The sequence below is a fragment of the Micromonospora sp. NPDC047740 genome, from assembly GCF_043204735.1.
Taxonomy (GTDB): domain Bacteria; phylum Actinomycetota; class Actinomycetes; order Mycobacteriales; family Micromonosporaceae; genus Micromonospora.
Window position 1 is genome coordinate 12653 of record NZ_JBIDCT010000014.1, and the last position, 26996, is coordinate 39648.

At 70.7% G+C, this 26996-nt stretch carries 27 protein-coding genes; 9 read left to right on the forward strand and 18 right to left on the reverse strand.

Features of this window, described 5'->3' with window-relative positions; translation table 11 throughout:
* The first annotated feature begins 195 nt into the window (after window positions 1-195).
* Window positions 196-693: a SigE family RNA polymerase sigma factor gene (locus ACGF4F_RS24725; protein WP_357436886.1), complete on the forward strand. Its 498-nt coding sequence runs from the start codon at window positions 196-198 to the stop codon at window positions 691-693.
* Window positions 694-821: 128 nt separating this feature from the next.
* Window positions 822-1793, forward strand: coding sequence for a hypothetical protein (locus ACGF4F_RS24730; protein WP_393080644.1), 972 nt, complete (start codon window positions 822-824; stop codon window positions 1791-1793).
* A gap of 433 nt (window positions 1794-2226) precedes the next feature.
* On the opposite strand, the gene ACGF4F_RS24735 is transcribed toward ACGF4F_RS24730, so the two are convergent.
* Together ACGF4F_RS24735 and ACGF4F_RS24740 are read right to left on the reverse strand one after the other, a co-directional pair.
* Window positions 2227-3168, reverse strand: coding sequence for a PrsW family intramembrane metalloprotease (locus ACGF4F_RS24735; RefSeq protein ID WP_393080646.1), 942 nt, complete (start codon window positions 3166-3168; stop codon window positions 2227-2229).
* 245 nt (window positions 3169-3413) lie between these two features.
* On the reverse strand, window positions 3414-4628 hold the full coding sequence (locus tag ACGF4F_RS24740) for a low temperature requirement protein A (protein WP_393080649.1): 1215 nt from the start codon (window positions 4626-4628) through the stop codon (window positions 3414-3416).
* Between the two features lie 395 nt (window positions 4629-5023).
* Between ACGF4F_RS24740 and ACGF4F_RS24745 the strand changes: the two genes are divergently transcribed.
* Complete coding sequence (locus tag ACGF4F_RS24745; protein WP_393080652.1) at window positions 5024-5404, forward strand: nitroreductase/quinone reductase family protein; 381 nt, start codon at window positions 5024-5026, stop codon at window positions 5402-5404.
* A gap of 27 nt (window positions 5405-5431) precedes the next feature.
* Here the strand turns inward: ACGF4F_RS24745 and ACGF4F_RS24750 are convergent, their stop codons facing one another.
* Window positions 5432-6334, reverse strand: a complete 903-nt coding sequence (locus tag ACGF4F_RS24750) for a hypothetical protein (RefSeq protein WP_393080655.1) — start codon at window positions 6332-6334, stop codon at window positions 5432-5434.
* On the opposite strand from ACGF4F_RS24750, the gene ACGF4F_RS24755 reads away from it, so the two are divergent.
* The gene (locus ACGF4F_RS24755; RefSeq protein WP_393080658.1) at window positions 6335-7351 is read left to right on the forward strand and encodes a methyltransferase domain-containing protein; all 1017 of its coding nucleotides are present in this window, start codon (window positions 6335-6337) and stop codon (window positions 7349-7351) included.
* 29 nt (window positions 7352-7380) lie between these two features.
* Here the strand turns inward: ACGF4F_RS24755 and ACGF4F_RS24760 are convergent, their stop codons facing one another.
* On the reverse strand, window positions 7381-8589 hold the full coding sequence (locus ACGF4F_RS24760) for a low temperature requirement protein A (RefSeq protein WP_393080661.1): 1209 nt from the start codon (window positions 8587-8589) through the stop codon (window positions 7381-7383).
* A 194-nt stretch (window positions 8590-8783) separates the two neighbouring features.
* Here ACGF4F_RS24760 and ACGF4F_RS24765 point away from each other — a divergent pair, with 194 nt between their 5' ends.
* Complete coding sequence (locus tag ACGF4F_RS24765; protein ID WP_393080664.1) at window positions 8784-9398, forward strand: DUF6518 family protein; 615 nt, start codon at window positions 8784-8786, stop codon at window positions 9396-9398.
* Between the two features lie 136 nt (window positions 9399-9534).
* Here the strand turns inward: ACGF4F_RS24765 and ACGF4F_RS24770 are convergent, their stop codons facing one another.
* Genes ACGF4F_RS24770 through ACGF4F_RS24780 form a run of 3 tightly spaced genes read right to left on the reverse strand, consistent with a single transcriptional unit; the run spans window position 9535 to window position 12922 of the window.
* Complete coding sequence (locus ACGF4F_RS24770) at window positions 9535-11733, reverse strand: FtsX-like permease family protein (RefSeq protein ID WP_393080667.1); 2199 nt, start codon at window positions 11731-11733, stop codon at window positions 9535-9537.
* Entirely contained in the window at window positions 11730-12401 is a 672-nt protein-coding gene (locus ACGF4F_RS24775) for an ABC transporter ATP-binding protein (protein WP_393080670.1), read from the reverse strand. Before ACGF4F_RS24775 ends, ACGF4F_RS24770 begins: the two co-directional genes overlap by 4 nt.
* Window positions 12398-12922, reverse strand: a complete 525-nt coding sequence (locus tag ACGF4F_RS24780) for a helix-turn-helix transcriptional regulator (protein WP_393080673.1) — start codon at window positions 12920-12922, stop codon at window positions 12398-12400. The genes ACGF4F_RS24775 and ACGF4F_RS24780 overlap by 4 nt, the downstream gene beginning before the upstream one ends.
* A 144-nt stretch (window positions 12923-13066) precedes the next feature.
* Here ACGF4F_RS24780 and ACGF4F_RS24785 point away from each other — a divergent pair, with 144 nt between their 5' ends.
* From ACGF4F_RS24785 to ACGF4F_RS24795, 3 genes are all read left to right on the forward strand, one after another.
* Window positions 13067-13744: a hypothetical protein gene (locus ACGF4F_RS24785; RefSeq protein WP_393080676.1), complete on the forward strand. Its 678-nt coding sequence runs from the start codon at window positions 13067-13069 to the stop codon at window positions 13742-13744.
* Window positions 13745-13907: 163 nt separating this feature from the next.
* Entirely contained in the window at window positions 13908-15365 is a 1458-nt protein-coding gene (locus ACGF4F_RS24790; protein ID WP_393080679.1) for an RNA-guided endonuclease InsQ/TnpB family protein, read from the forward strand.
* A 92-nt stretch (window positions 15366-15457) separates the two neighbouring features.
* Window positions 15458-16066 (forward strand): TMEM175 family protein, encoded by a 609-nt coding sequence (locus ACGF4F_RS24795; protein WP_393080682.1) that lies wholly within the window; start codon window positions 15458-15460, stop codon window positions 16064-16066.
* Between the two features lie 76 nt (window positions 16067-16142).
* Here ACGF4F_RS24795 and ACGF4F_RS24800 read toward each other — a convergent pair whose 3' ends face one another.
* The 6 genes from ACGF4F_RS24800 to ACGF4F_RS24825 form a co-directional block, all read right to left on the reverse strand.
* Window positions 16143-16985, reverse strand: a complete 843-nt coding sequence (locus ACGF4F_RS24800) for a PPOX class F420-dependent oxidoreductase (RefSeq protein WP_393080685.1) — start codon at window positions 16983-16985, stop codon at window positions 16143-16145.
* A 100-nt stretch (window positions 16986-17085) separates the two neighbouring features.
* Window positions 17086-17460 (reverse strand): YciI family protein, encoded by a 375-nt coding sequence (locus tag ACGF4F_RS24805; protein WP_357436846.1) that lies wholly within the window; start codon window positions 17458-17460, stop codon window positions 17086-17088.
* A gap of 14 nt (window positions 17461-17474) precedes the next feature.
* The gene (locus ACGF4F_RS24810) at window positions 17475-18134 is read right to left on the reverse strand and encodes a DUF998 domain-containing protein (RefSeq protein ID WP_357436844.1); all 660 of its coding nucleotides are present in this window, start codon (window positions 18132-18134) and stop codon (window positions 17475-17477) included.
* Between the two features lie 69 nt (window positions 18135-18203).
* Window positions 18204-19460 carry an RNA polymerase sigma factor gene (locus ACGF4F_RS24815; RefSeq protein WP_357436840.1) on the reverse strand — a complete coding sequence of 419 codons (1257 nt, stop codon included), beginning with the start codon at window positions 19458-19460 and terminating at the stop codon, window positions 18204-18206.
* Between the two features lie 119 nt (window positions 19461-19579).
* Window positions 19580-20494, reverse strand: a complete 915-nt coding sequence (locus ACGF4F_RS24820; RefSeq protein WP_357436838.1) for an alpha/beta hydrolase — start codon at window positions 20492-20494, stop codon at window positions 19580-19582.
* Complete coding sequence (locus ACGF4F_RS24825) at window positions 20487-20954, reverse strand: hypothetical protein (RefSeq protein ID WP_357436836.1); 468 nt, start codon at window positions 20952-20954, stop codon at window positions 20487-20489. Before ACGF4F_RS24825 ends, ACGF4F_RS24820 begins: the two co-directional genes overlap by 8 nt.
* 133 nt (window positions 20955-21087) lie before the next feature.
* On the opposite strand from ACGF4F_RS24825, the gene ACGF4F_RS24830 reads away from it, so the two are divergent.
* Entirely contained in the window at window positions 21088-21453 is a 366-nt protein-coding gene (locus ACGF4F_RS24830) for a VOC family protein (protein ID WP_357436834.1), read from the forward strand.
* Between the two features lie 17 nt (window positions 21454-21470).
* Here ACGF4F_RS24830 and yidD read toward each other — a convergent pair whose 3' ends face one another.
* From yidD to ACGF4F_RS24855, 5 genes are all read right to left on the reverse strand, one after another.
* Window positions 21471-21839 carry a membrane protein insertion efficiency factor YidD gene (gene yidD, locus ACGF4F_RS24835; RefSeq protein WP_357436832.1) on the reverse strand — a complete coding sequence of 123 codons (369 nt, stop codon included), beginning with the start codon at window positions 21837-21839 and terminating at the stop codon, window positions 21471-21473.
* Window positions 21840-21938: 99 nt separating this feature from the next.
* Window positions 21939-22715 carry a hypothetical protein gene (locus ACGF4F_RS24840; protein ID WP_357436831.1) on the reverse strand — a complete coding sequence of 259 codons (777 nt, stop codon included), beginning with the start codon at window positions 22713-22715 and terminating at the stop codon, window positions 21939-21941.
* 35 nt (window positions 22716-22750) lie between these two features.
* Window positions 22751-23368: a helix-turn-helix domain-containing protein gene (locus ACGF4F_RS24845; protein ID WP_357436829.1), complete on the reverse strand. Its 618-nt coding sequence runs from the start codon at window positions 23366-23368 to the stop codon at window positions 22751-22753.
* A 540-nt stretch (window positions 23369-23908) separates the two neighbouring features.
* Window positions 23909-25336 carry a rifampin monooxygenase gene (gene rox, locus ACGF4F_RS24850; RefSeq protein WP_357436827.1) on the reverse strand — a complete coding sequence of 476 codons (1428 nt, stop codon included), beginning with the start codon at window positions 25334-25336 and terminating at the stop codon, window positions 23909-23911.
* Window positions 25337-25785: 449 nt separating this feature from the next.
* Window positions 25786-26964 (reverse strand): phosphotransferase, encoded by a 1179-nt coding sequence (locus tag ACGF4F_RS24855; RefSeq protein ID WP_357436825.1) that lies wholly within the window; start codon window positions 26962-26964, stop codon window positions 25786-25788.
* Window positions 26965-26996 lie beyond the last annotated feature (32 nt).

Genomic DNA, 26996 nt, shown 5'->3' on the forward strand with positions numbered 1-26996 from the left:
ATCGTGGACAGCTCTAGAAAGGAAAGCAACCACTAGTCGCTCCTCCTCCTGCCCCGCAACGCGGCTCCCGGGCATCACCCGGAGTCGTAGCATCGACAGGCGGTCGTTCGGTGGATCGGGAAACCCGCCCGGCGGGGGCAACCTTCTGGATCGACCCTCGGGTAGTAACCGGCGACCCACTAAAAAGGAGAGCCGGTGGCACCCAGCGACACGTTCGCGGAGTTCGTAACGGCCCGATCAGCTCGGCTTCTGCGTACCGCCTATCTGCTCACGCATGACTGGGCGCACGCGGAGGACCTGCTGCAGACGGCGCTGGTACGCGCGTGGGGCGCCTGGGGGCGGATCGACGCCGACCCGGAGCCGTACGTACGAAGAATCCTGGTCAACGTCTACGCCTCCTGGTGGCGGCGCAGGTGGCGCCAGGTCGAGCAGCCGACGTCACAGCTTCCGGAACGACCGACGGCCGACGAACTGTCGCACCTGGACCAGCGGGACCAGGTGTGGCAGGCGATCGGCAAGCTGCCCCGCCGCCAGCGGACGGTGCTGGTGCTGCGCTACTTCGAAGACATGACAGAGGCGCAGATCGCGGACGCGATGGGCATCTCGGTGGGCACCGTCAAGAGCCAGGCCACGAAGGCACTGGCCAAGCTGCGACTGGACGAGTCGCTGACGTTGGAGGCAGCGCACCGATGATCGACCTCAGGGAACTCATGGACCAGCGCTCGGCCCACGCCGTACCGTCTGGCGACCGCCTGGCAGAGGTCCGGCGAAGGATCGCCGTCCGTCGCCGCCGGCAAGCCGCGGCCGGGGGAGCGGGCGCCATGGCGCTGATCGCGGCCCTGGCGACCTACGTCGCCATTCCCGGTGGCGAACTGGCCCAGCCCCCGAAGGTCGCCGCCGGATCGGCGACCCCATCGGCGAGCCCGTCGGCTGCCCCAGAGCCGGTGGCGGGCCGCAAGGTCGGACCCTTTGCCGAATACGCCCGCGGCTACCGCGTCGTCGCCTTCGGCAAGGCGCACGTGAGATCGAAGAAGGTGGAGTTCACCTGGGCCGTCACCGCGACGGACGTGGCGTTCCTGACCTACTGCCCCGGCCTGCCGAAGGACACGTCGCTCGACCTCAAGTTGGCGATCAACGGCAGCGATGCCGGCTACACCACGACCTGCAACGCGGACCTGCACAACGACCCGACCCCATACGGCGGGTCCCAAGGTTACGGCTCAGAGCGGGGCCGGACAGCGCCTCGGGGAGCGAGCGTCGGCGACACGGTCACGGTCACGGTCGCGGTGAGCGGCGCCCAGCGCAACGGTTACCTGCCGACGATTCCCACCCAAGGCACGATGTATGTCGCGGTAGCCGAGAAGGTGCCGTTCACCCAGTACCCCTTCCCGGCCCGCCCGGCCAAGCTGGCACCGCCGACGCCTGACGGCATGGCCAGCGAGCCTGGCACCAAGGTCGTGCACAGCGACCCGGCGGACCCGAACAAGCCCGCCACTACCACGCTGACCTGGCACCGGGGTTTTGACTTCACGGTGGTTCCGCAGACGCCCGGCATCTACCGGGTCTCGGTCAACGGCGTGTCCGTAGTCGCCGGAGAGGTCTATGAGTACTCCGGTAACGGCCCGAACATCTCCTGCCAGGTGAAGCGGAAGGACAAGGGCCACTGCCTGCGCGAACTCGAATCCCTCAAGGACGGGGACACCGTCACCGTCACCGTCACCGCCCAGCACGCCACCGGCCCGTGGCTGGCCGAGCTGCGCTCGGAGTGGCAGGACCCGTCAGCGCGGGGCTGACCCACGGTCGCCCGCTACCCGGATCCGGATCTCCGTTCACGGAGGCCGTCCCGCTCGGGGCGGCCTCCGTCGTCATTCCGACTGGGCCACCCGATCGCCAGGGCGCGAACAGTCAGGCAGTCGGCTGGTCGCCCGCCTTGAGAGCGCCGACCTGCTGGAGCGCTACCTGTGCGACACGGACCGGCCGGGCGTCTAACGCAGATCACTCTGGCCGGGCGTGCCGTTCAAGCGGCCGCGACAACGTATGACGACGTGCTGCGCGGGGTGCTGTGAGCCCCGCTCGGGCACGCCAGTAGGCCGCCAGCGGGTGTCGGCCTCCCCATTCTTGGGGCCTCCCGACGTCGCGGCGGGGCCTGCCCGATCAGCCGTCTCCTCCAACAGCACCATGACCTGACCGTGCGCGGGCAGGCCGCCCAGGCGTGGCGTTGCGATCTCAGGAGCCGGGCGGCCGGATCGGCACCCGGAACCCGTACGGCGGCACCTGTGGCACGTGTGGCGCGCGACGCGCGGACCGTACCAGCGCCCAGAGCCAGAGCAGCCCCACCACCGCCACGAGCGCCAGCCCTCCCAGGTCCAGTACGGCGAAGAGCGCGACCTGCCCCGCGGTCGGCCGGACCAGCTGCCCGTGCGGCGTCGTGGTCCCTCCGGTCAGCAGCAGCGTCAGGAGCAGCGCGATCACGTGCATGGCGTCCCAGAGCGCGTGCAGCAGGGACACCCCGAGGTAGGCCAGGACGAGCCGCCCGGTGATCACGAAGTGCTCGCGGGTGCTGGACGAGAAGAGCACCCCGCCGAGGATCGCCGTCCACAGGCCGTGACCGAACGGTGTGACCACGCCGCGCAGCAGCTCGGTCTCCACCACCTGGGTCAGCGACAGCCCGTGGGCGGTGAACAGCGCGGTGAACGCGTACCCGGCGGTTTCCAGGGCCGCGAAGCCGAACCCGACCGAGGCGCCGAGGATGATGCCGTCACGGGTCGCTTTCACATGCATGTGCCGGGTCAGGAACGCCAGCACGCCGAGCTTCACGGCCTCCTCGATGAGGCCCACGCCGAGGAATAGCCACCACGACGGGCGCAGTAGGTAGGACTCGAGCAGCGACGCGGCCAGCACGCCGATCACACCACCGGCCAGGAACGTGCTGAGGATCAGGCCCGGGGTCAGCTCGCCGGTCTCCCGCCGCCCGAATGCCCACACCACGAACGTCACGGGCACCAGGAAGCTGCCGAGCAGCACCAGCGTCGGCACCAGGGCGGGGTTACCGGTCAGGAAGGTGACCACCACGGTGGCGAGCCACAGTGCCAGGCCGACCAGGAAGATCCGCAGCCACGGCCGCCGGCTCCTCGTCAGGGGCGGCGGCTGGGGATACGCCTGGACCACCGCCGCCTCCTCGGAACTCGTCCGCGGCCTCCGGCACCGCTCGACGCAGATGTGAGAGCTGAGAGTCCATCGTAAAAGGTGTGCAGCGCCTAAAAGGGGTGTTACGAGAGATCGGCCGGCGAGCCGCTGGCGACGCCGCCGACGCCGAGCCCGGCAGGGCTGCCGCGATCAACTCGACAACCAGGCGGCCGACCGCGCCCCCGCCGCGCGTGGCGCACCGGCCGGCCCGGCCGGTGGGCAACCCGTCAGATCGGCGGCGCCGGTGGCTCGGGCGGCTTGCCCCACGCCCGCCGCGCATCGGCGAGGGCCACCCCGGCCAGCACGACCCCGGCTGCGGCCAGCACGACCAGCGGCGACGCCCAGAGCAACGCAGGGAAGAGAAGGACCAGCGCACCGATGGCGACCAGCCGGGACGGCGATACTCGACCGAATACCTCGTGCTCGAAGCGGGACCGGCCCACCATATACACGGCCGGCCCAGCGAGGATCGCCGCGGTCCAAACGGCTGGGGCATGCCCGAGCGGACGGGCGATCGCCAGCTCGTAGCCGATCGCCATGGTGATGACACCGGCGATCATGATCATGTGGGAATCGGCGGCGGACCGCCCGATGCGTGCCGGAGCCGGGCTCGCCTGGACGGCCTCGGCGAGGATCTGGCCGGCGCGGTAGAAGTAGATCCGCCAGATCAGGATCGACTTTCCCACGGCGACCGCGAAGGCCACCGTCGACGCCAGGGAACGCCCCTCGCTCACGTAGGTCAGCCCGGTGACCAACACCACCTCGCCGAGAGCCACGAGGAAGAACTGCTGGTACCGCTCGGCCAAATGCGCGCCGGCGATGGACCATTGGGCGGGAGCCGAGCGACCGAGGCCGGGCACCGGCCAACCGAACCGGCCGGCCAGATACTCGATGGCCAAGGCTGGTCCCCAGAAGAACAGCCGAGTTCCGGACCACGCGAACAGAACGCCGAGGATCCACAGAACCGCCGTCGCCGAGTAGGTGATCAACATCCGCATCTTGAGTCGCTGCCGCTCGTCGCCGCGCAGCGCTATGACGAGCAGCAGCGGCCGGCTCACCTGAGCGATCACATACCCAGCCACGAAGGTGGCCGCGGCGTCGCGAAAGGCGCGCGGGATCCCCACTCCCATCACCATGCTGGCCACCAGGGCGATCAGCACGACGAGCTGGACCATCGGCTGGTACGGGTCGTACCGGCTGGTCGTCCAGGCGGTGCCCTGCCAGACCGCCCAGAGGGCAAGCAGCAGGAAAATCGCCTTGGCGGCGCTGACCACGTTGATGCCGAAGTCGTGCACGCCAGGAGCCACGGTGAGGCTCTCCACGCCCCGGGACACCACCTGGGTCAGCGCGAAGACGAAGGCCAGGTCGAAGAAGAGCTCCAGGAACGAGGCGCGTCCCGTCGCCTCACCCTTGGGCAGCAGCTTCGTCGGATCTCCCGGCATGATCCACCCGTCCGCGGGGTGCCGTCCCGCTCAGGCAGTCGTAGCGCACCTGGGGAACGAGGGTCGCCACAACCCGCAAAAGCCACTGCGGCTGGCAAGGAGGTGGTAGGCGGTTCACCCGAAGCACCCGGGGCGAACCGGCCGGCCCGCGTGTAGAACTTCAACAACAATACGAACCCCAGCCGCGTCGGCCCGCGCTTGCCGGAAATCAGCTCCTACTGGTCATCCAACAGCGTCCAGTGCTCGACAAGCTCATCCAGATCCAGCGATCGGGCCACGGCCGTACATCGTCGCCTACCGATGGCACGCACCGCAGCCCCGAGCCTCTGCCGGTGACAAGGTCGCGGAACCCGCTTCGGGCGGTCACGGGGCTTCGTAGCCTGGCAGATGAGAGCATGTCGGGGCAGCCGTCGGAGGGCATCGTGGCCAACGCGATCAGGGACGCTCTGCAGGGCGTCCGGGAGGTCGAGATCACCGTTACCGGCCGGAAGACCGGACGGCAGATCTCGCACCCGGTGTGGTTCGTCCAGGAGGAGGACAGCGTCTTCCTGGTCCCGGTCACCGGCTCGAACAGCGACTGGTACAAGAACGTCCGACGCACACCGATGATCCAGATCGCCGCCAACGGCACGGCGTTGAGTTCCAGCGCCACCCCGATCACCGACGCGGACCGGGTCGACCACGTCGTGGCGATGTTCCGCGACAAGTACGGCGCGGACCAGTTCGAGGCGTACTACCCCAACCACGACGTCGCCGTCCAGGTCCCGCTCGGGTAGCCGGGACCGCTTCCCGGGCAGCGGAGGTCAGCGGATCGTCACGCTGACCGGTAGGCCCTGCTGCACCTCGAGGACCGCCCGCTCGCCCAGGGGTCGGGCCAGCTCGACGGTGGCGCTGCGCCGCGCCCCGACGTCCCCGCACGACTCGGCGCTGGCGTGCCGGTGCTCGATGACGATTACGACGACGGCCTGGTCCGACTCGACTGCCTCGGCGCTGTAGTCGGCGCCGCATGGCTTGGTGCGCGGGCCAGGGGCTCCGGTGAAGGTGACGGCCAGCTCGCGGCTGGTGGTGGTTGTGGTCGCCGTCTCGATCTGCAGCCCGCCGGTCGGCTTGTCGGGGTCCCAGGGCGGCGGTGCCACCTGGACCGTGGACGAGGCGGCCACCGCCGGTCGGGTCAGCCGTACGGCGGTGCCGTCGAGGGTGTATTCCCAGGCCGGGACGGTCGCGGAGCCCCGGGTGGTGGAGATCGTCATCGTGGTCAGGCGGGCGCCGGTGACCTTCAGCGGCGCGCAGTCGACGCAGTCGCCGGTGCCGGCCTGGCGCAGCTGCGCCAACGTTTCATCCGCTGCGACCAACGGCAGGGACTGCTTGGTGCCGTCGGCCCAGACGAGGTTGCCGGTCGGCGTCGGCGCGGTGGGCAGCGCTGCCGTGGCCTCGACGCGGCCTGCCGCCAAGCTCTCCTTGTACGCGCCGTTCGCCAGTTCCCAGTCGCCGAGCTGCCGGGTCAGCTCTCCCACCGGTACGAACCGCGCGGTGTCGCCCGCGTCGCGTACCGCCTGGTCATAGCGGTCCAGGGCGGCGCGCGCCTGCTGGCGCAGCCCGTCGAGGTCGTCGCCGGCGGGGCTGCCGCCGGCGGCGGACCCGCAACCGCCGAGCAGCGCCACGGCGGTGATCCAGGGCAGCAGGGCCCGTATCCTCGTTGCCTCCATGTGGCCAGCCTCTGCCACGCCGGTCACGGTTACAGCTCACCGACCTATCGGCTTCGGCTCGAAGTGGACCGTGCGCAGCACGGTGATCGCGCGGCGCCGACGCACATGCGGCTCTTGCCGCAGAGAGTTGGCCGGCACGGCCGCTCTGCGGGCTGCCTGAAGCTGACGAGAAAAGTGATCCCACCGGAACTGCTGCTGGATGGCGGCCATCGCTTGCCGCGGTGGTGGCGAAACGGGGATGCGCCGTCGATCCGGAGTTGGCAACCTCAGCGGATGCAGACACCTGACGACCTCGCCGCCTTGCGCTATGTGCGGATGCGCTGGAACACGCCGTTGTCTGAGGAGCACGCTGCCCTGCTTCTGCAGCGGCTTGATATTCGGCCTGGCGCACAGGTGCTTGATCTCGGCTGCGGGTGGGGTGAGTTGCTGCTGAGGGCGGTTGCCGCCGGAGGAGTGAGCGGCGCAGCTGCGACGACGGGCGTCGGTGTTGACACGGATGATGCCGCTCTCGCGAGGGGGCGGGCACTGGCCGCTGACCGGTCGTTGGACAAGCACGTCACCTTCGTACAGGGGGACGCGGCGACCTCGCCGGAGACAGGCGATCGTGTCCTGTGCGTTGGCGCCTCGCATGCCTTCGGCGGGACAGCCGATGCCCTCATGGCACTCGCCGATTTCGTGCGGCCTGGTGGCCGGCTCCTGTTCGGCGACGCGTACTGGGAGCAGCCGCCAACGGCCGAGGCGGTCAAGATCTTCGGGGAGGAGACGGTGCCGCTCGCGGATCTCATCGAGCAGGCCCGTGGGCTGGGCTGGCGTGTTCTGCACTTCAGCACTGCCGACCAGCGAGAGTGGGACGACTTCGAGTCCACCTGGCGCGCGGGCCAGCAGGAGTGGCTGCTGGAACACCCGGAGGACCCTCGCGCAGCGAAGGTTCGCGAGGAACTCGATGCCCGGCTGCGGGAGTACGTCGGCATCTATCGCGGCCTGCTAGGTCTTGGGTATTTCGTCCTCGGTCGCTGACCTGTGGCAGCTCACCGTGCTCGCCGTTGTCAGGGTGGGGTGGGCTGTTCGTCGGGGTGGCGGTGTGAGCGTCTGGTGTCGGCGATGGCGATGGCGAGTAGCACGATGGCGGCGGCGCTGGAGACTGCCAGTGGTGGGACGAGGGGCAGCGGGACGGCCAGGGCCACGAGGGCGGCGATGCCGGCAAGGCGGGGCAGGGAGACGCGGGAGTAGACGACGTACTCCAGCGCGGAGCGGCCGACGAGGAAGATGGCAGGCCCAGCGAGGATGACCGACGACCAGGTGAGCGGGGTGTGCATGGAGGGGTGCTTCTCGACCAGGTCGTGCCCCACGCTGGACGTGATGATCCCGAGGATCATGGTCAGGTGGGCAGCACCGGCGACGCGCCCGGTGTGGGCCGGGTGCGAGGCGGCCAGGACCGCGTCGTCGACCAGTTGACCGGCGACGTGAAAGTACAGGCGCCACAGCAGCACGGTGGTCAGGAACGCGACGATCAGTGCGGTGATCCGGTACGGGCTGGCCGGTACCTGGGTGAAGGCGACGCCCACGGACAGCAGCGGCTCACCGAGAGAGATCATCAGCAGTTGTTGGTAGCGCTCGGCGAGGTATCGGGCGGCCGTCGCCCACAGGTTCGCCAGGCCGGCGCCGAGTCGGGGCACGGGCCAGCCGCGGGCGTTCGCGACGTACTCGACGAGCACCGCCAAGGCCCACAGGGCCGGGCGGATGGCCCCGTGGGACAACGCGCCGATCAGCCACGGGACGGAAACGACCGCGTACCAGCAGAAGTACCGCAGATAGGTGGTACGCACCTCGGCCACCGTGGCGAGGAGACTGATCGCCAGGGTTCGGCCGGCCTGCATGATGATGTAGGTGGAGGCGAACGCCACGGCGCGCCCGTCGAAGGCCCACGTCACGCTGATGCCGAAGATCAGCACACCGAACACGCTGGCGATGACGCCCCCCTGCACTGCGGGTCGTCGCGGATCGAATCGGGCGGTGATGTATGTCGTCACTGTCCAGACCCGCATCAGTGGCAGGAACAGCAGCAGGGTCTGCCCCAGCACCACCCAGCCTGGAGTGCCGGGTGACTCGGCCAGCACGTCGAACGCCAGTGCGACCAGCCGGCTGAGGATGAACACCATGGCCAGGTCGAAGAACAGTTCGACGAAGGTCGCCTGCTCCGCCTCACCCTTGCGGAGCAGGGAGCCCCGGTTCCAGCGCGGAACGTTCCTGGTCACCACCGGGGTAAACCCAGGCCTCGACTACGAAAACATCCCATGAAACGGCGGCCGACGAGGTGAGCCGAGTGCGGGGTCGCCAGCAAGCGGTGGGAACCAATGTTGTCGCACGCCAGGTCCAGCCAACGGCTCACTGACCGCGCCGCCATGGGTGCTGAGATTTCCTCGTACGCATACTGAGTATGCTTCCCGGCGTGCGACCTGGTCCTCGAATAGTGGCGCTCACCGCCGTGGTGGGTGGTTTCCTGCTCGGCTTCCTCGACTTCGTCTGGATCAAGTGGGTCCCGTACCCGTTTGCCGAACTCGGCAACTCCACCGCCACGTGGGCGGTTGCCGCCTTCGCCTTCGGATACTGGGCCAGGTCTGGCTGGTTGCGCTCGGCGGTGGGCGCCGCTGTGCTGCTCGTGGTCGCGGTGCCCAGCTACTACCTCGCGGCGGCCCTCATCCAGGGCGACGACCTGGCCGTGGTGTGGGCGCCGACGTCGCTGCTCTGGATGGTGTTCGGTGTCGTCGCCGGGGTGGTCTTCGGCATCGGCGGTGACTGGGCGCGCGGGGCGGGCTGGCGGCAGGTCCTCGGGACCGCACTGCCGGCTGCGGTGTTCTTCGAGGAAGCGGCTCGGTTCGCCCGCAGGGCCGACGATCCCAGCTACCCGTCGGGCTCGGCGTGGAATGTCGCCATCGACGTCGCGCTCGGTGTCCTGGCCGTCGTGCTGATCGGCAGATCGGCCCGTCAGCGGGCGCTCGCGTTGGCCGTGGCCGTGCCACTGGCCGTGATCATCTTCGTCGGATTCGCGCTGGCCGGCGGCTGAATTCTGCGTGCTTCGCTCGCCTCAGTCCGCACAACCTGACGTCGGCGCTGAGTCACGCGGAAATGGGCGGCCGGACGGGATGACCCGTCCGGCCGCGGACCTCGGTGAAACCTGATGTTCGTGGGTCTGCCGGGGTTCACTCGTTGCGGGCGGTCTCCGGGCCGGTGATGCGGCGCAGCAGCGGCAGTGTGGAGGCGATGATGCCCAGCGACACTGCCAGCCCGCCGGCGACCATGAGGTAGAACGACAGGTGCGGTGCCAGCAGCGTGTAGCCCAACTGCGCCCGCAGGAACAGGTGCGCCGCCAGGAACCCCATCCCGATCGCCACCGCCGCGACGAGCAGCAACGGTACGACGGTCTCCAACGCCACCACCCGGCGCAGGGTGCGCAGCCGCACCCCGGTGAGCCGCAGCATGCTGAACGGCCGCTTCCGGTCGCTCAGCCCACCGGCCACGCTCACCGCCAGGCTGCACCCCGCGATCGGCAGGCTGGCCAGCATGACCACGTTGGCCAGCTGCTGGAACTGCACCATCTGCCGCGCGGAGTTCGCCTCCCACTCGCCGACGCTCGCCGGGAATCGTCCCAGCGGGAACGCGTTGATCAGCATCGTCCGGGCCTGCTCGAACGCGGACCGGCTGGTGGTGTTGACGACCACCGACAGGATCGGCTGCCGGTCGACGTCCGCGGCGGCGGTGCCGGCTGCCTCCCAGACGTACGTGTCGTTGGTCAGGTCCATCGCGCGCATGCCGATGAGGTCGCCAGGCACGGCGGCGACCTGCGCGCCGGCGGGGCAGCTGCCGTACACCGCCAGGCGGTCCAGCTCGGCGCACGTGATCAGGCCGTGCCAACCGTCCGGGTCAGGATTGCGGTGCAGCACGGAAACGCTGCGTACCCCGGGGATCGCCTGCAGCCCGGTGGGGATCTGGTCCGCAGCCGGCGCGGGACCGTCCTCGGGCCAGAACGTCTTGCTCACTGAGGTGGCGGCCACCGAGTCGGTGCGCGGTGCGCCGCGGTTGGCGACGTACGTGGTGATCGTGCCGGTCGCCACGCTGGTCACGAACAGCGCCACGATCAGCCCGCTGACGGACCGGAAGCCGGCCTGCGGGTTGTCCGCGAGGCGCCGCCCAGCGATGAGCGTGGCCGGCCGGCTCGCCCGCCCCGCCAGCACCCGGGCACCGAACATGGTCAGCCAGGGCCCGGCCAGCACCAGCCCGATCAGGATCAGCACGAACCCGGACAGGTACGCGGCGATCTGGCCGTTGGTCGTGGCGGGCCGCCGCCCGATGAACCAGGTCAGCTCGGCGAGCCCGGCGACCAGCGGGATCAGCCGCCAGACGCGCGGCGGTTTCGGGGTCACCCGCCGGCTCACGCCCAGCGGCGTGATCTGCACCCGACGCAGCGCCAGCACGGACGCCACGACCGCGCCGAGCGGGATGCCGAGCGCGACCGCCAGGACGTTGATCACGGTAAGCGACAGGTCGGCGGCGAAGAACGGTTCGCCGGAGAACGGGATCCTGGCGAGCCCCGGCCGGCACGCGAAGAACAGGCCGAACCCGACAGCGGTACCCGCGACGGCCGCAACTGTCGACTCCACGGCCGAGATGACGGAGATCTGCCGTGGCGTGGCCCCGATCAGCCGCATCGCGGCGAACCGCTGCTCCCGGCGGCTCGCGGCCAGCCGGGTCGCGGTGCCGATGAAGATGAGCACCGGGAACAGCAGCGCGGCCGCGACGACGGACAGCACGAGAGTCAGGCCAGAGCCGTTGATGCCGACGTAGCAGCCGTGGCTGCAGTCGCTCGGCGAGGTGGTCATGATCTGGGTGACCTTCGTGGCCCCCAACGGCTCCAGCTCGGCCGGGGTACGGCCGATGACGATCAGCAGCGAGTCGGGGGAGGGTAGCGCCGCCGGGCCGATCGTGCCGACCTCGTGGCCGGGGTAGCGGTCGCCGAGCTCCGCGGCCGGGGTGGTCCGCAGCAGCGTGCCGAGAGCCGGCGAGACGTAGTACTCCCCCGGCCCGGGCAGGTGCGGGATGCCCGGCGGGACGGGCGCGTCCGGGCCCAGCGCCGCGACCTCGACCCGGCCGATGGACGTGCCGTGGTAGTAGTCCTCCCGGACCAGCCACCACATCGGGTCGGCCGAAGCGTCGGAGGAGGCCGGCGCGACGGCGGTGTTGAGCCAGCCGTACCGCTGGTTCTGCGCGCCGACCGCGTTCATGCCGGCGATCGTGGTCAGGAGCATGCCGACGCCGAGCGCCACCGCGGCGGCGATGATGACGAGCCGGACGGCGGCTTCCCGCCCGCCGGCCACGGACAGCCGTAGCGCGAACCGGATCATGCGGCCACCAGCGCGTTCACCTTGCCGTCACGCACGATGACCTGCCGGTCGGCGTACGCGGCGACGCGGGCCTCGTGGGTGACGAGCACGACGGTGGTGCCCTGCTCGCGGGCCGAGGCGACCAGCAGGTCCATGACCTGCTCACCGGTGAGTGAGTCGAGCGCCCCGGTGGGCTCGTCGGCGAACAGCGCGCCGGGCCGGGCGACCAGGCCGCGGGCCAGCGCGACCCGTTGCGCCTGCCCGCCGGACAGCTCACCGGAGCGGCGCCGCTCCAGCCCGGCCAGGCCGAGCCGCTCGAACCAGGGCCGCGACTGCTCGAGCGCCGGGGCCCGCTTGACTCCGCTGAGCAGCAGCGGGAGTGCGACGTTCTCCTCTGCGGTCAGCTCGGGTACGAGCTGGCCGAACTGGAACACGAACCCGAATTGGTCCCGGCGCAGGACGCTGCGCTGGTGTTCGTTGAGGGTGTCGATCCGGCGGCCGTCGAAGTGGATCTCACCGGCGTCCGGCACCAGGATGCCGGCCAGGCAGTGCAGCAGAGTGGTCTTCCCGGAGCCGCTCGGGCCCATGATGGCGACGATCTCGCCGGGAGCCACCGCGACGCTGGCCCCGCGCAGCGCCGGGGTCTCGCCGAAGGACAGGTGCACCTCGCGCGCCTCGATGGCCTTCATCGCCGGACCACCTTCCGCAGGGCGTCGAGCCGGGCGATCGTGGTGTCGATCCAGTGCAGGTCGGCTTCCAGGTGGAACAGGCCGTGGTCGGCCAGCATGGTGTCGACCAGGTCGTCGCCGCGCCGGATGTCGGTGAGTTCTTTCATCCGCCGCAGGTGCGCGGCGCGCTGCCGGTCGAGGTACTCCTCGGCGGGGCGGTCGAGCATGAGCGCCAGCACGACCTTGGTGAACAGCACCGTCTGCAGGTGGGGTTCGGCCTCGACCGGCTCGGTCAGCCACGACTCGACCTCGGTCGCGCCGCGCTCGGTGATGACGTAGCGCTTGCGCTCGGGGCCGACGCCCGGCTCGACCTCGCCGATGACGATCTTGCCGTCGCGGGCGAGCCGGCCGAGGGTCGCGTAGACCTGACCGAACGGCAGCGGCTTGCCCCGGCTGAAGAAGGTGTCGTAGTCGCGCTTGAGGTCGTAGCCGTGGCTGGGCTCGCGTTCGAGCAGGCCAAGGAGGGTCATGGGAACGCTCATGCCGACACCATACTCCGAGGGTATACCTCGCGTATATACCCCCGGCGTATATCGACCATCGTTTGTTCGGTGGACCTGCAGGGGCCACCGGCGGCGCAGTCTCTGTCGAGAATGGAGACGTTCTCTACGACCGAGGAGCCCCGGGTGGATTTCGGACTGGACCAGGCGGACAAGATCGCCAGCGTGGTAGGCGCCGTCATTGCGGTGATCGCGCTGGTCTTCACCATCCGCGGGGCGAGAGGGCAGCATTCCGCCGGCTCTCCGACAGGCTCCGGCGCCAACGCGGCGATCTGGATTGCCGGCGGGTTGGCGGTCATCGTGCTCTGCAGTGTCGCGTCCTGGGGCCTCATCAACGCCACGTCGAAGCTCGCCGGTGGCGACTCCGGCGACAGCCCGTCGGGCGGGCCCGTGACGTCCACGGGAACCAGATCCGGCGCCCCCGCCTCGCCGACCAAACCCCCCGCCGCCGCTGTGCTGTGGAAGCAGGAGATGCGCCTCGACAGTACGCCGCGCGACTTCGACTACGAGCCGCCGGCGCTCGGGAATACCAGTACCGACCGCGAGTCGGACGGATATCTCAACGGCTCGGTGTACAACAGGTTCTGGGGAGAAGCGCTGGTGCTGTGGCCAGGGCAGGCTGACCCCTCCCGGAACGACTGTGCGGAACGCTTGCAGACCCACGGTGTGAAGGAGGTGAACATCGACGCGCGCAGCCGGATCTGCCTAAAGACCAACCAGGGCCGGATCGTGTTCATCAAGGTCCTGCGCCGGGACGGTGACAGCGGATACATCGCCCAGGTGACGCTGTGGAGTTCGAGCTGACGCCCAGTATCGAAGCCGCCCCGGAAGAACGCCTGAAGGCCGACCCGCGCCACAACCGCCACCCAACGACAAGAATGCCGGTGGGGCGGCCGAACCTGCCCCTCGTCGCGGCGTCTAGTGCGTGTTTCGGAAGTGTCGTAGGTGGCGGGCATGGTGTGGGGTTGTGGGGAGGTTTACCGCGTTCCGGTTCACGGTCGATCCGTCGCCTTCGCAGGTGGTGGTGTTGGCCCGTCATGCGGGGGCGGCTCGGTTCGCGTTCAACCAGTGCCTGGCTCTGGTGAAGGAAGCCCTGGATGCGAAGCGTCGGGGCGGGTCGGTGGTGGTGCCGTGGTCGGGTTTCGACCTGATCAACGCGTTCAACTCGTGGAAGTGCTCTGCTGCGGCGGGTCGCCGGTTCGTGGTCGATGCGGCCGGTTCGGTCGAGATCGTGGCGACGGGGTTGTCGTGGCGGGCTCAGGTGTGTCAGCAGGTGTGTCAGGAAGCCGCCGTCGACCTGGGCCGTGGCCTGACCGCCTGGACTGATTCCCGGCGGGGGACGCGGTCGGGCCGCCGGGTGGGGTTCCCCACCTTCAAACGCAAGAGCCGGACCCGGCCGTCGTTCCGGATCCGCTGCAAAACCAAGGCGGGTCGGGCGAGCATCCGGGTGGGGGATCCGGCGGCGGGACCGCGGAGTGTCTGTCTGCCGAGGATCGGGATCCTGAGGGTACGGGAGGACACCCGCCGACTCCGGCGGATGATCCGCGCAGGTCGAGCCCACATCCGGTACGCCACCGTCTCCTGCCGGGCCAGCCGATGGACCATCACCGTGACGGTGGAGGCGGCGGACCTGCATCCCGCCCGCCAGCACCCGTCCCGCCCCGACCCTGACGGCGGTGGTTGGGTAGGCGTCGACCGCGGCCTCGCCGCTCTCGTCGTGGCTGCCGACACCACCGGCCGACAGTGGCTGCGCGTCACTGACCCGCCGCGCCCGCTGCGGGCCGCCCTGCCGAGGCTACGGCGTCTAGCCCGCCAGGTCACCCGCAAACAGCGAGGCTCGCGCAACCGGGCCGAGGCTGTCGCCCGGCTGGCTCGTGCCCACCATCGTGTCGCGAATGTGCGTCGCCACTTTCTGCACAAGGTCGCCAACCGGCTGGTCAAGACCCACGACCGGCTGGCTCTGGAAGACCTGTACACCGCCGGCCTGCTGCACAACCGGCGTCTGGCCGCCGCCATCTCCGATGCGGGTTGGGCTGACCTGGCCCGCATCATCGGCTACAAACAACGCTGGCGAGGCGGGCAGGCCACCATGGCACCCCGCTGGTACCCGTCCACCAAAATGTGCAGCGCCTGCCGCACCATCGGCCCCGCCCCACCCCTGTCCATACGCATCTTCCGCTGCGACGAATGCAGGCACACGGCAGACCGGGACGTCAACGCGGCGGTCAACCTCGCCGTCTGGGCCGAACAACACCACGCCCAGACCCGGGACCCCGAAGCACGAGGCCCGGTCATCAACGCCTCCCGAGGGGACGGCTCTGGCCAGCGCCCACGCGCCGGTGAAACCAGCCCCGACGACGGAGGAACCCCGCCGCCACGAACACCCGCGACGGCAGGGACGCCCGAGAAGGGCGGTGTCTCATGACCCAACGGACTATTGAGACACGCTGTAGTGTGCGTGTCCCGTAGCAGGTCGCGGTTCACGGCCGCGGGCCTGAGGAGAAGGGTGGTGGCGCGGTGAGGACCAGTCGGCTGGAGGCGTTCAGCGATGGCGTGCTTGCCATCATCATCACGATCATGGTGCTGGAGCTGAAGGTGCCGCACGGCCACGACTTCTCCAACCTCGTCCACACGGCCGGCACCGGGCTGCTGACGTATCTCCTCAGCTTCGTTTATGTGGGCATCTACTGGAACAACCACCACCACATGTTCCATCTGGTGCAGCGGGTCAGGGGCGGGGTGCTGTGGGCGAACCTGGCGTTGCTGTTCTGCCTCTCGCTGTTCCCGTTCACGACGGCCTGGATGGACGACTCGAAGTTCGAGCGAACCCCGGTCGTCGTCTACGGCCTGAACCTGTTCAGCGCGGCCATCGCATACTTCGTGCTCCAGACGGTGATCATCCGCCAGCAGGGACCGGAATCGCCGCTGCGGCGGGCCATCGGCACCGACTTCAAGGGCAAGGTCTCCCCGGTCTTCTACATCACCGGGATCCTCAGCGCCCTGCTGATCGAAGGGCGTATCGGAGTGGGGATCGCCCTGGCGTGCTTCGTCGCCGTGGCGATCATGTGGGTCGTCCCCGACCGCCGCATCGACCGGGTGATCCGCCAGTCCGAGACCCCGGGCTGAGGGACGCCAGGCCCATCATCGCCGCTCGTCGCGCCTCAACAACTGGTCGGCTACCGCACCCGGCGACGCCAACGTCCTACGCCCGGCTCCGCTGTGCAGGATTGCGTTCCAGCGACGCAATCCGCGGGGTTTCAGCGCCCGTCGGCGCAACCGGGCTCAGCTCGAAATGCACCGTACGGCCGGTCTTCGCCCGCCCGAGCCGGTGCATCAACGGCACCAGCACCCCGTGCAGCATCGGGTGCTTCCGTGCCAGCGCGCGGCTGGCCGCCCGGTACTCCGCCCCGGTCAACCGCCGCGCCACTGCCTCCACGGCCGCCCCGGTCGGCTTGCCCAGTGCCGTCGACGGCGCCAGGGTCACTCGCGGGTTGTTGCGGATCCGCCTGGTCTTCCACGCCTTCTCGAAGCTGCGCACGTACGCCCGCTCCCCGACCACGGCCACGCTCAGCGCCGTCGGCACGGCGGTCCCGTCCCGCTTGAAGGTCGTCAGCACAAGCGTCTTCTGCCGCACCAGCGGCGCCCAGGCAGGGGCCGGGGCGGGGTCGACGTAACCGACCACCCAGCCGAGCTGCCGCAGCCGGGCGACCAGCGCGGCCAGGGCCAGGACGGCCGACACCCCGACCACCCAGGTCTGCGCCGCGCTGCCGCCGATGTGCGCGTCGATCACGTGCGACAGCGTGTGCGCCGCCCCGCCGACGACGTATCCGGCCAGCGCGACCGCCAGGGCGTCGGACCAGATCAGCGCCAGCAGCAGGGTCGCGCCGATGCCGAGCTGGAACGCCCCCACGTCGTGGACGAAGTGCTGGTGCGGCGGGAACCCGACCGCCGAGCTGAACGAGTCCGGACGCGTGAGCGCCCACACCCCGACCACCACCGCCGCCGCGCCGAGCAGCGCGGCCACCGCCCGTACCAGTGCTCTCATGCTGGTGGGACGGGCCCGCGGCCACCAATGTGACCGGCGGCCGCCCGGGGTGCGCGCAGGAAGGGCGGGCGGTACCCGCCGGTACCGCCCGCCCCCCCGATCAGGCCTGACCCGGGCCCTCGTTGACCCGGCGGACGTCGACCTCGACGTCGATCCCGTGGTCGATGAAGACATTGATGAAGCGCTTACCCCACTCCACCGCCTCCTCCTTCGACCGCACCTCCAGCAGCGCGAACCCGGCGATCAGCTCCTTGGTCTCGGTGAACGGCCCATCGGTGATGGTCGTCTTGCCCTTGGTGGCGGTGATCCGCGCCGCGTCCTCCTTGCTGCTCTTGCACAGCCCCTCGGCGGCGAGCAGGATCCCGGCCTTGGCCACCTCCTCGATGAAGGCGCCCATCTGGATCATGAACTCCGGGCTCGGGTCGAACGCGCCAGGAGTCTTCTCGTCCAGCTTGTGCATCAACATGTAGCGCATTGCAGAGTTTCCTCTCAGGACAGGTCCGCGCGGATACGGGCGGACACGGCGGTGAGCCAACCGAAGATGAAGACCGAGCCCAGGGCCAACCGGACGCTGATGCTGCCCTGGTCGGGCCAGGCCATGACGATCACGGTCGCCAGCGCGCACAGCACCGAGAACAGCGCCCAGCCCCGCGCGCCGAGCCGCAGGAAGCGGCGGGCGAACACCAGACACGCGGCCGTGAGCGACCCGAACGCCAGCATCGCCCCGACACCATGGCCGGCGGAGTGCCAGCTCATCGTCTCCGGGCTGCCCTCGGGCGCGCCGGCCGGCCAGCCCATGCTCGGGTCGGCCCGCAGCACCCCGGCGACGATCATTCCGACACCGAACACGGCCACCAGCACCGGCCCCCACGTCCCGGCCGCGCCGCCCCGCAGCGCCCGGCGCAGCCCGGCCGCGCCGGCGAGGGCCAGCAGCCCGGAGACCACGAAGTTGGCGATCTGGATCCAGCCGTACTCGCCGAGAGCGAGCAGGCTGAGCGGCTGCCGGCTCAGGTCGAAGCCGTCCCGGGTGAGCACCTGCGCGGCGGCCACCACCGCGAACAGCGGCCCGACGGCGATCCCCCCGGCGAGCAGGGTGGCGGCCGGAACCGCCCGGGTCGCCCGGGCCTGCCTCAGCGTCGTACTGGTCATCTCTCGATCTCCTCGTCATCGGCTCTCACTGACGCGTCGATCCGGCCGACCGGGATCCGACATCCCGTTTCAAGATTTTTTCGGGCCGCATGCGGCGGCCCGGTCGAGCAGCAGCGCCCGCTCCCGGGCATTGCCCGTCAGCGCCGCCGCCCGCTCGAACTCCCGCCTGGCCTCGTCGTGCCGCCCCAGCTTGGCGAGCAGGTCACCGAGCACGCTGGGCAGCAGGTGGTAGCCGGCCAGCGCCGGCTCGTCCGTCAGCGCCCGGGCCAGCTCCAGGCCGGCGGCCGGGCCGTCGGCGTAGGCGACGGCGACCGCCCGGTTCAGCTCCACCACCGGTGACGGCACCAGCCGCGCCAGCTCCGCGTAGAGAGAGGCGATCCGCGCCCAGTCGGTCTCCTCGGGGGTACGCGCCCGCGCGTGACAGGCCGCGATCTCGGCCTGCAGGGTGTACGGGCCGACCTGGCCGGTGCGGGCCCGGTCGAGAGCGGCGAGACCCCGGCGGATGAGCAACTGGTCCCAACGGCTGCGATCCTGATCGTTGAGCAGGATGGGCTGGCCGTCGGGGCCGGTACGGGCGTGGGTACGCGACGCCTGCATCTCCAGCAGCGCGGTCAGGCCGTGCACCTCGGACTCGTCGGGCATCAGCCCCTGCAGCAGCCGCGCCAGCCGCAGCGCCTCCTGACAGAGGGCCGGCCGCATCCAGTCGTCCCCGGCGGTGGCCGAGTACCCCTCGTTGAAGATCAGGTAGACGACCTCCAGCACCGAGTCGAGGCGCTCGGCCCGCTCGGCCGGGCCGGGCACCTCGAACGGCACGTGGGCGGCGGCGAGGGTCTGCTTGGCACGGGTGATCCGCTGGCCGACCGTCGGCTCGGTGGTGAGGAACGCGCGGGCGATCTCACCGGTGGTCAGGCCACCAAGCAGCCGCAGCGTCAGCGCCGCCCGGGCGATCGGCGACAGCACCGGGTGGCAGGAGACGAAGATCAGCCGCAGCAGATCATCCTCGATGCGGTCCTCGACCGCGGCATCGAAGTCCGGAGTGACCTGCTCGTCGAGGTCGCGGCCGAGCTCGGCGAGCGTACGCTGCTGGGTCTGCCGGCGGCGCAACGCGTCGAGCGCCCGGCGCTTGCCGACGGTCATCAGCCACGCGCCCGGGTTGGCCGGTACGCCGTCACGCGGCCACTGCTCGAGCGCGGCGACGAGGGCGTCCTGGCCCAGTTCCTCGGCCTGGCCGACGTCGCGGACGATCGCGGCGATGCCGGCGACGACCCGCCCGGCCTCAATCCGCCACACCGCCTCGACGGTGCGCCGTGCCTCCGACTCCTTCATGAGCTGTTGACCTTAGCAACGTGCGGGCAACGAGAGGCCACGGAACAGCAGGTGGTGGGTGGCGGACTGGCAGCCGATGGGCGGGCAGCGACCGCCTGCCGCCGCCCGCCCAGGTTCGGTCAGTCGTGGGTTGCCGTGCCGAGGAAGTCGGTGATGAGGGCCGCCAGTTCCTGCGGGCGTTCGGCGACCATCGCGTGGCTGGCGCCGGCCAGGTGCAGCACCCGCAGCGACGGATTGTCCAGCGCGGCGAGCCGCTCGGCGGTGGCCCGTCGGTAGGCGACGTACACCTCGTGGAACGCCTGCTGCTCGGGCAGGTCCTCGGTGGCGAGGACGAGCAGCGTGGGGCAGCGGATGTCCCGGTAGGTGGGGATCAGGTCGAGGGACTCCATCGCTTCCCGTAGCTGCCCGGTCAGCTCCGGGCCAGGGCGCAGCCGGCTACGGCCGTCGTCGCACAGCACGAGGTTGCGCTCGAAGGCCGCCACCCAGACTTCCGGCGCGGCGCCATACCGCTCGGCCATCGCCCGCTGCCCAGCCAGCGCGGCGGCCAGCTGTTCGGCGGTGAGCGGCTCGGCCAGCATCGCGGCCATCCCGTCGAAGGCGGCCCGCAGCTTGGCGAGTGCCGTCGCCGCCTGCTCCGGGTCCATCCCGGCGAGCTGCTCCGGGCGGCCGAGCGTCGGGTTGCCGTCCAGGCTGACGACGCCGGGGCACTCCGGGTGGCGCTGCGCCCACAGCGCGGCCAGCATCCCGCCGAGGGAGACACCGACCACCGCGGGACGGTCGAGGCCGAGGCCGTCGGCGACCGCGGCCAGGTCGGCCAGCACGTCGTTCCAGCGCCACGGGCCCTCCCCGGACCGTCCGTGTCCACGCAGGTCGACGGTGACCACCCGGTGCGCGGGGCGTAGCTGCTCGGCCAGCGTGGTCATCTGGGCGAGGTTGCCGCCGGCGCCGTGCAGGAGCAGCAGCGGGCGGCCGGAGCCGCCGAAGTCGCGGTAGGCGATCGGCACGGCCCCGGAGTCGATGAAGGTGTCAGGCACGTCGGGTTCCCTCCTTGAGCAGTCGGTCACGGACGGCGGCGGACAGCACGCCGCCGGCGGGGTGACGGGCGAGCTTGCCGCGGCTGGCCAGGTCGTGGACGCCCTGGCGGGTGATGCCGAGCATGGCGCCGGCCACCGCGTACGACACCGACTCGGCGGTGGGGTGACCCACCCGCCGCGCGACGATCTGGCCAAGCGGGCTTCGCCACCAGTCGAGGGGCGGGTCGAACGGACCGTCGCCGGGATAGAGCGTGGAGATGGCTCGGATGATCACCCCGTAGGCCGCCCGGTCGTCGCCGCTGACCATCGTGGTGGCCCAGGATCGTGCGCGCTCCCGGACAACGGTGCGCAGCGGCTCGATCGCGTCGTGGCCGTCGACCAGGATTTCGAGCGGGTCGAGCAGCCGGATGTCAATCAGCCTGACGAGCTGCTCGACCAGTTCCTCTTCGCCCGGTGGCATGCCGCCTCCCCTCGCTACTTGACGCCTATCGTCAAGCACTTGACGAGTGATGTCAAGCGATTGCGAATGGCACCGGAATGTCGCATTCGCCCCATAAGCTTGGCGTGGTCATCACGGATCGCAGGGAGACAAGATGCTCGACCACCTCTCCGTCCTGGTGCGCGACCTGCCGGCCAGCGCCGCGTTCTACGACACGGTGCTGGCCCCGCTGGGCGGTCGCCGGATCCTGGAGCCCGGCCCGATCGGCTACGGCGTCGACTTCCCCGACTTCTGGCTGGCGCCCGCACCGGCCGGGACCGCGCCGCTGGAAGCGCACATCGCCTTCACCGCCCCCGACCGGGCCGCCGTGCAGGCGTTCCACGACGCCGCGGTCGCGGCCGGCGCGGAAGTGCTGCACGCGCCCCGCCTCTGGCCGGAATACCACCCGACCTACTTCGGGGCGTTCGTCCGGGACCCGGACGGCAACAACGTCGAGGCGGTATGCCACCGACCCGAGTAGACGACGGGGGCGGGCGGTCAGCGCAACGGGTCGTGGGTGCCGCGCGGCACGTGCGGCTTGCAGCGGCGTACCCGGTCGGCGGCCATCCGCCCGCCGACCGCGAGACCGTACTTCTCTACCGCCGCGAGCCCGTACGCACTGCACGTCGGCGTGTAACGGCACTGGCCGGGCCAGCGGTGCGACAGCCAGCGACGGTAGCCGACGATGGCGGCCCGGCCGGCCCGGTCCACGGCGGGCGTACGGGTGGCGGTGGCGGCCACCGAGCCGAGCGTCAGCAGGAACGAGAACAGCCCGAAGTCGCAGCAGTCCGGGCCGTCGCAGTCGCAGGTGTCGCAGCCGGAACCGCGCCCCTTCTTGTGGTGCCGCTTGCGCTTCAGCTTGATCACGCCGCCATGATGCGCCACCCGCGCCACCACGCCCTCACGTCAGCGTCACCCGGCGTCGGAGGCGGCAACGACGCGCTTGGGATCCTTATTGCGCCAGACTTACTCGGGCCGGGCGACGACGTGATTCACCAGCGCCTGCATGCGTGTCCGGTCGGCCCGCGTCACGGACACCTGAGCAAGGCCGGTCGCGCCGGGTGCCCCGAAGAAGCGGTGCAGTATCTGGGCGGCTGCCCGGCCCGTGGCGCTGGTCGGCCAGGTTTCCGCCGTCAGCCCTATGGCGTAGGCGGCGTGGAGAAGGCGCCAGAGGTCGACCGCGTCCTTGGCGGCGAAGCGGCCCCGGTATGCGAGCGCCTTCAGGCAGAGCGCCGAGGACACGTCAGGCAGAGCGACCTGTAGCGCCAGCTTGTCGGCACTCGTCAGGCGGACTTCCAGCTGAAGCAAGCGGGCGGGGCGGTGGAGCGCGAGAATCAGTCCTGGCACCTCATCCACGATGAGATCACCGTGGCGTTGGTTCGGCACCAGTTTGCTCTCGAACGACGGGGCAAGGATGTCAACGACGAGATCCAGTGGCCCGTGGTTGTCCTGATAGCGGCGGACGAACCGGTTGGCCGCCTCCCCGCGTCGATAGCCGCGCTCGGCCAGGGCCCGAGGGAGTCGAGGATCTGCGACGACCGCGGGCAGTGCGGCGAAGTCGGCGTCAAGGGTCTCCCGCATCGGTACCTGGCCGGCGACGCCGTGGACTGCGGTGAGGAGGGTGACCATGTGCCCGCCGACGATCCGGTGATCCAACTCCAGTGCCGCGGCGATCGCCGAAAGGTCGGCGAGTGTCCGGAAGCCGGCATCGGCCGCCCGGCTGGTGGAGATCAGCGTCAGCACGTCGGACGGAGTCGCACCAGGTGATACGGGTCGGGTCACGCTGCCCAACTCCCACTTGCTCGGCGGCGGTCCCGCAGCGTTCGTCGCAGGTGCCGCACTGCCTCATCGGTGTCGGGACCTGGGGCGCGCGCCACGTCCCACAGGATCTGCAACGGGTCCGCCAGTGGCACGCTCCCCGATGCCTCGTCAGCCGTCGGGCGCGGCCAGACTCCGGGATCCTTGGGCACGATGAGTTCCACCGTCGCGTCCCCTTCGTCGGCGGGTGTGAGGCCAGCACTGGTCAGGTCCACGCCGGTTTGGGCGTAGACCACTACCCGACGCGGGGCTCGCCATGGGGCGACGCGGTCGGCTGCGACATCACCGGAGATCGCCATCCGTCCGGAGTCGCCGCTCGTCAGCAGGCTGACGGCGGCCTCTGCCTGCTGCACCGGCGGTTCCAGGCCGTACCAGAGGGTTCTCAGGCCGCCCGGTCCCGGGTACGAGTTCAGCCACCAGTCGAAGACCGCATCGATGTCGGCGACGTCCCAGCCGGCCGGCGTCCGGTGCGCGAGACCTTGTTCGGCCAATGCGGCGAGCGCCTGTGAGACGCGAGGCTGGGACACTCCGGTGACCGCCGCCAACTGCTGCTGCCCGGCCCAGGGCCGCTCGGCCAACCGCCGTACCAGGGTGAAGGTGCCCCAGGGGACGCGACCCGGCCGGGTCCGTGAGGGCGGGGTCTCGACGTCCCTCGTCTCGACGGACACCCGCTGGCCCGCCAGCTGAAGGAGGCCTGTGACCTGCCTCCTGTTGTCGACCAACCAGGACCAGCCGGCCGCCTCGACCGCGGATCGGACACCGGACGTGGCTGACGGCACGACGAGCAGGACCTGATCCCGATGTCGACTCTTCAGGTGGGCGATGTCGCTGGGATTGAGCACAGCTGGCGAGGTCACGACTCTCAGGACCCCCCGGTGAGGGCCACTCCACAGCTCGACGTGATCGGCGTCGAGCGGTACGACCGAGACTCCGGCATCAACCAGAGCCCCCCACGCCGCCGCCGATATAAGCATTTTCCGACCTCCTCAGATAATACTTATAACACGGCGGCCATGTGCAGGGCCGGGTCCGGCCGGTGACGCGGCCGGTGGGGTAGCACCGGCCGCGCCGAACTCGGCCGAAGGCAGGCCCGACCCATCCGAGTCGCAACTGCGCGCTCAGCTGGCCGCGGCGCCGAACCACCTGGGCAGCTGGCTGAGCAGATCCTGCTGATCTTCACCGACCCACGCCACGTGCCCGTCCGGCCGCAGCAGTACGGCGGGCACGTCCAGTTCCTCGCTGACGTCGACGACGTGGTCGACCCGATCTGCCCAGCCCGCCACCGAGAGCCGGCCGGTCTGGTCGAGCAGCAGCCCGCGTCCGCCGTGCATCCGCTCGTAGAGGCGCCCCCGCTTCAGCTCCACGTCCCGCATCCGGCGGCCGAGCAGGTCATGCCCCTCGCCGAAGTCGTAGCGGACCCCGACCGCGGTGATCTTCTCGATCAGGTACCGGTTCACTTCCTCGAACTCCGCCAGTTCCGCCAGCAGCCGGCGCACTGCCTGGGCACCCGGCTCGAGGGACATCAGCTCCATCTGCGCGCGGGTGTTGTCGAGCACGTCGGCGGCCACCGGGCGCCGTTCGGTGTGGTAGCTGTCCAGCAGCCCCGGCGGGGCCCAGCCGTTGACCTCGGCGGCCAGTTTCCAGCCGAGGTTGAACGCGTCCTGGATGCCGAGGTTGAGGCCCTGCCCGCCGGTCGGCGGGTGGATGTGCGCCGCGTCGCCGGCGAGCAGCGCCCGGCCGGTCCGGTAGCGCTCGGCCAGGCGAGTGGCGTCGCCGAAGCGGGACAGCCAGCGGGGTGAGTGCACGCCGAAGTCGGTGCCGGCGAACACCCGCAGCTGCTGCTTGACCTCTTCAAGGGTCGGCGGGACCGTACGGTCCTCGGCCACCCCCTCGGCGGGCACGACGACGCGGTAGACCCCGTCTCCGAGCGGTACGGCGCCGAACCGCACCTGGGTCTTGCGGACCTCGGCCACCACCTCGGCGAGGGCCTCCGGCGGCACGGCCACCTCCATCTCGCCCAACAGCGTCTCGACCCTGCTGGGTTCGCCGGGGAAGCCGACGCCGAGCAGCTTGCGCACGGTGCTGCGACCGCCGTCGCAGCCGACGAGGTAGCGCGAGCGCAGCTGCGTGCCGTCGGCCAGCTCGGCGGTCACCCCGTGTTCGTCCTGGCTGAGCCCGACCAGTTCGCAACCGCGCCGGATCTCGGCGCCGAGTTCGGTGGCGCGCTCGGCCAGCAGGCGGTCGGTGATGGTCTGCGGGATGCCCAGGACATACGAATGTGCGGTGTCCAGCCGGTCGGGCCAGGATTTGCCGATGCCGGCGAAGAAGCCACCGACCGTGAACTGCTGGCCGAGTGGGAGGAACCGCTCCAGCAGACCGCGCTGGTCCATCACCTCGATGCTGCGCACGTGCAGGCCGAGCGCCCGGACCACCCTGGTCGGCTCCGCCTCCTTCTCCAGCACGAGCACGTGCACGCCGTGCAGCCGCAGCTCGCTGGCCAGCATCAAGCCGGTCGGTCCGCCGCCGGCAACGATCACGTCAAACATGAACCCCCCAATGTTTCGGCCAGCTGCCGCGCGCGGTCCGTCGGCACGCCCACCTGCACCTCCGCGTCGGATGCCCGCAACCACCCCGCGAGCTCACCGGCGGTTCGACGAGCCCGCGAGACCGATAGGTCAACAAAAGCGCGCGTACTTCGCGAATCCCTGATTTCCGCAGGTTCTGGCTTCGACGGGAGATTCTGCGGCACGACCCGGGTCTTGCCGCAAGACCCCCAGTGCGATATATGTTGAGAGTGGCAGGGAGTCGCTCCTTGCCCTTTTTTGTCCGCGGTGGACGGACAAGCTCCTCCCACGGCAGTGACGCGCCGCGTTTGTGGTCCAGCAGGACCTCCCACGGGCTCGCGGATTCAGCCGCAGGACGGAGATTTCGCAGGTGCCGGTGGCGGCGGACGGTTCGGCGACCGACGCGGCGGGTCTGACCCCGGCCCGCGCCGTCAGTCCCGGGCGGCCTCGGCGGCGGCCCGTTTCAGGCAGGCCGGCACATCACCCGCGTGGTACAGATGTTCGCTCGGTTCGATGCCGGCAAGGAACATCGCGTACACGGCGGCCATCCGCAGCGGGGCGACCGGGCGGAGCAGGTCGACGGCCCGGTGCGGGTCGCTGCCGGGCACGTCGGCCCGCCAGCGGGCGGCCCAAGCGCTGAGCAGCGGCGCGGCGGCGGCCGGGTCGAGGGTTTCGGTGAGGCGCAGGATGTCGAAGGCGGGGTGCCCGACGAACGCGTCGCCCCAGTCGATCATCACCCGCCGCACGCCGTCGCCGCGCACGTTGCCGGGGTGCAGGTCGCCGTGGACGAGCGTGTCGGGCAGCCCGCAGCGGCGTACCTCATCGAGCCGGTCGTCGAGGTCGGCGAGCAGGTCGGCGGCGACGGGCAGGTCGTGCGGGGCGAGTCGGTCGCGAATCCAGGCGGCCAGCGCCGGCCCCCGCAGATCGGGTACGCCGGCGGCGAGCAGCGCGTCGACGTCGCCGGCGGCGCGGAGTTGGACGGTGTGGTGGTCGGCGGCGATCGTGGCGCGTTCGGTGTCGTCGGCGGCGTAGCGGTCCTCGCCGGGCGCGTGGTCGAGCAGGATGCGGCCGGTGTCGTCGGCGGCGAGCAGGGTGGGGGCGGTGCCGGGCGCGGCGGCGGCGAGCCAGCGCAGCACGGCGGCCTCGTGCCGGAAGAAGGCGGGCACCTGCTTGAGCCAGGCGCTGCCGTGGTCGCCGTCGAGCCGCCAGATCGCGGACAGGTTCCAGGTGCGGTGCTGTTCGACCGCGGTCACCGGCCGGCCGAGGCGGTGCAGTTCGGCGGTGGCCCAGGCGAGGCTGCGGGCCGGGCCGCCGGGTTCGGCCCAGGGGGCGCGCAGCGGGTGCGGCGACAGATCCACCGCCACCGGGTCGAGCGGCACCGCCGGGGGCGTGGTGACCTGGCCGAGGTAGGTGAGGTGGCCGCCGGGCGGTTCGGGGCGGTCGGCGGCGAGCAGCCGCAGCACGGCCACGTCGATGCCGTAGCGGCGGCGGGCCTCGTCGACGATCGCGCCGACCTGCTGCCACCACGGCTCCGGCACGTCGTACGCGGGGAGGGCGCCGAGTGGCCGGCCGGCCTGGTCGACGAGCACGAGGGTCACTGTGCGGGACACGTGCGGACGGTAATGCCCGGCCAGGCGCGGGC

Coding starts and splice junctions, on each gene's coding strand:
- ACGF4F_RS24730 (WP_393080644.1), top strand. CDS start 822: ATGGCGCTGATCGCGGCCCTGGCGACCTACGTCGCCATTCCCGGTGGC.
- ACGF4F_RS24815 (WP_357436840.1), bottom strand. CDS start 19,460: ATGAAGGAGTCGGAGGCACGGCGCACCGTCGAGGCGGTGTGGCGGATT.
- ACGF4F_RS24780 (WP_393080673.1), bottom strand. CDS start 12,922: ATGAGCGTTCCCATGACCCTCCTTGGCCTGCTCGAACGCGAGCCCAGC.
- ACGF4F_RS24805 (WP_357436846.1), bottom strand. CDS start 17,460: ATGCGCTACATGTTGATGCACAAGCTGGACGAGAAGACTCCTGGCGCG.
- ACGF4F_RS24775 (WP_393080670.1), bottom strand. CDS start 12,401: ATGAAGGCCATCGAGGCGCGCGAGGTGCACCTGTCCTTCGGCGAGACC.
- ACGF4F_RS24770 (WP_393080667.1), bottom strand. CDS start 11,733: ATGATCCGGTTCGCGCTACGGCTGTCCGTGGCCGGCGGGCGGGAAGCC.
- ACGF4F_RS24830 (WP_357436834.1), top strand. CDS start 21,088: ATGCTCGACCACCTCTCCGTCCTGGTGCGCGACCTGCCGGCCAGCGCC.
- rox (WP_357436827.1), bottom strand. CDS start 25,336: ATGTTTGACGTGATCGTTGCCGGCGGCGGACCGACCGGCTTGATGCTG.
- ACGF4F_RS24810 (WP_357436844.1), bottom strand. CDS start 18,134: ATGACCAGTACGACGCTGAGGCAGGCCCGGGCGACCCGGGCGGTTCCG.
- ACGF4F_RS24825 (WP_357436836.1), bottom strand. CDS start 20,954: ATGCCACCGGGCGAAGAGGAACTGGTCGAGCAGCTCGTCAGGCTGATT.
- ACGF4F_RS24740 (WP_393080649.1), bottom strand. CDS start 4,628: ATGCCGGGAGATCCGACGAAGCTGCTGCCCAAGGGTGAGGCGACGGGA.
- ACGF4F_RS24800 (WP_393080685.1), bottom strand. CDS start 16,985: ATGAGAGCACTGGTACGGGCGGTGGCCGCGCTGCTCGGCGCGGCGGCG.
- ACGF4F_RS24750 (WP_393080655.1), bottom strand. CDS start 6,334: ATGGAGGCAACGAGGATACGGGCCCTGCTGCCCTGGATCACCGCCGTG.
- ACGF4F_RS24745 (WP_393080652.1), top strand. CDS start 5,024: ATGTCGGGGCAGCCGTCGGAGGGCATCGTGGCCAACGCGATCAGGGAC.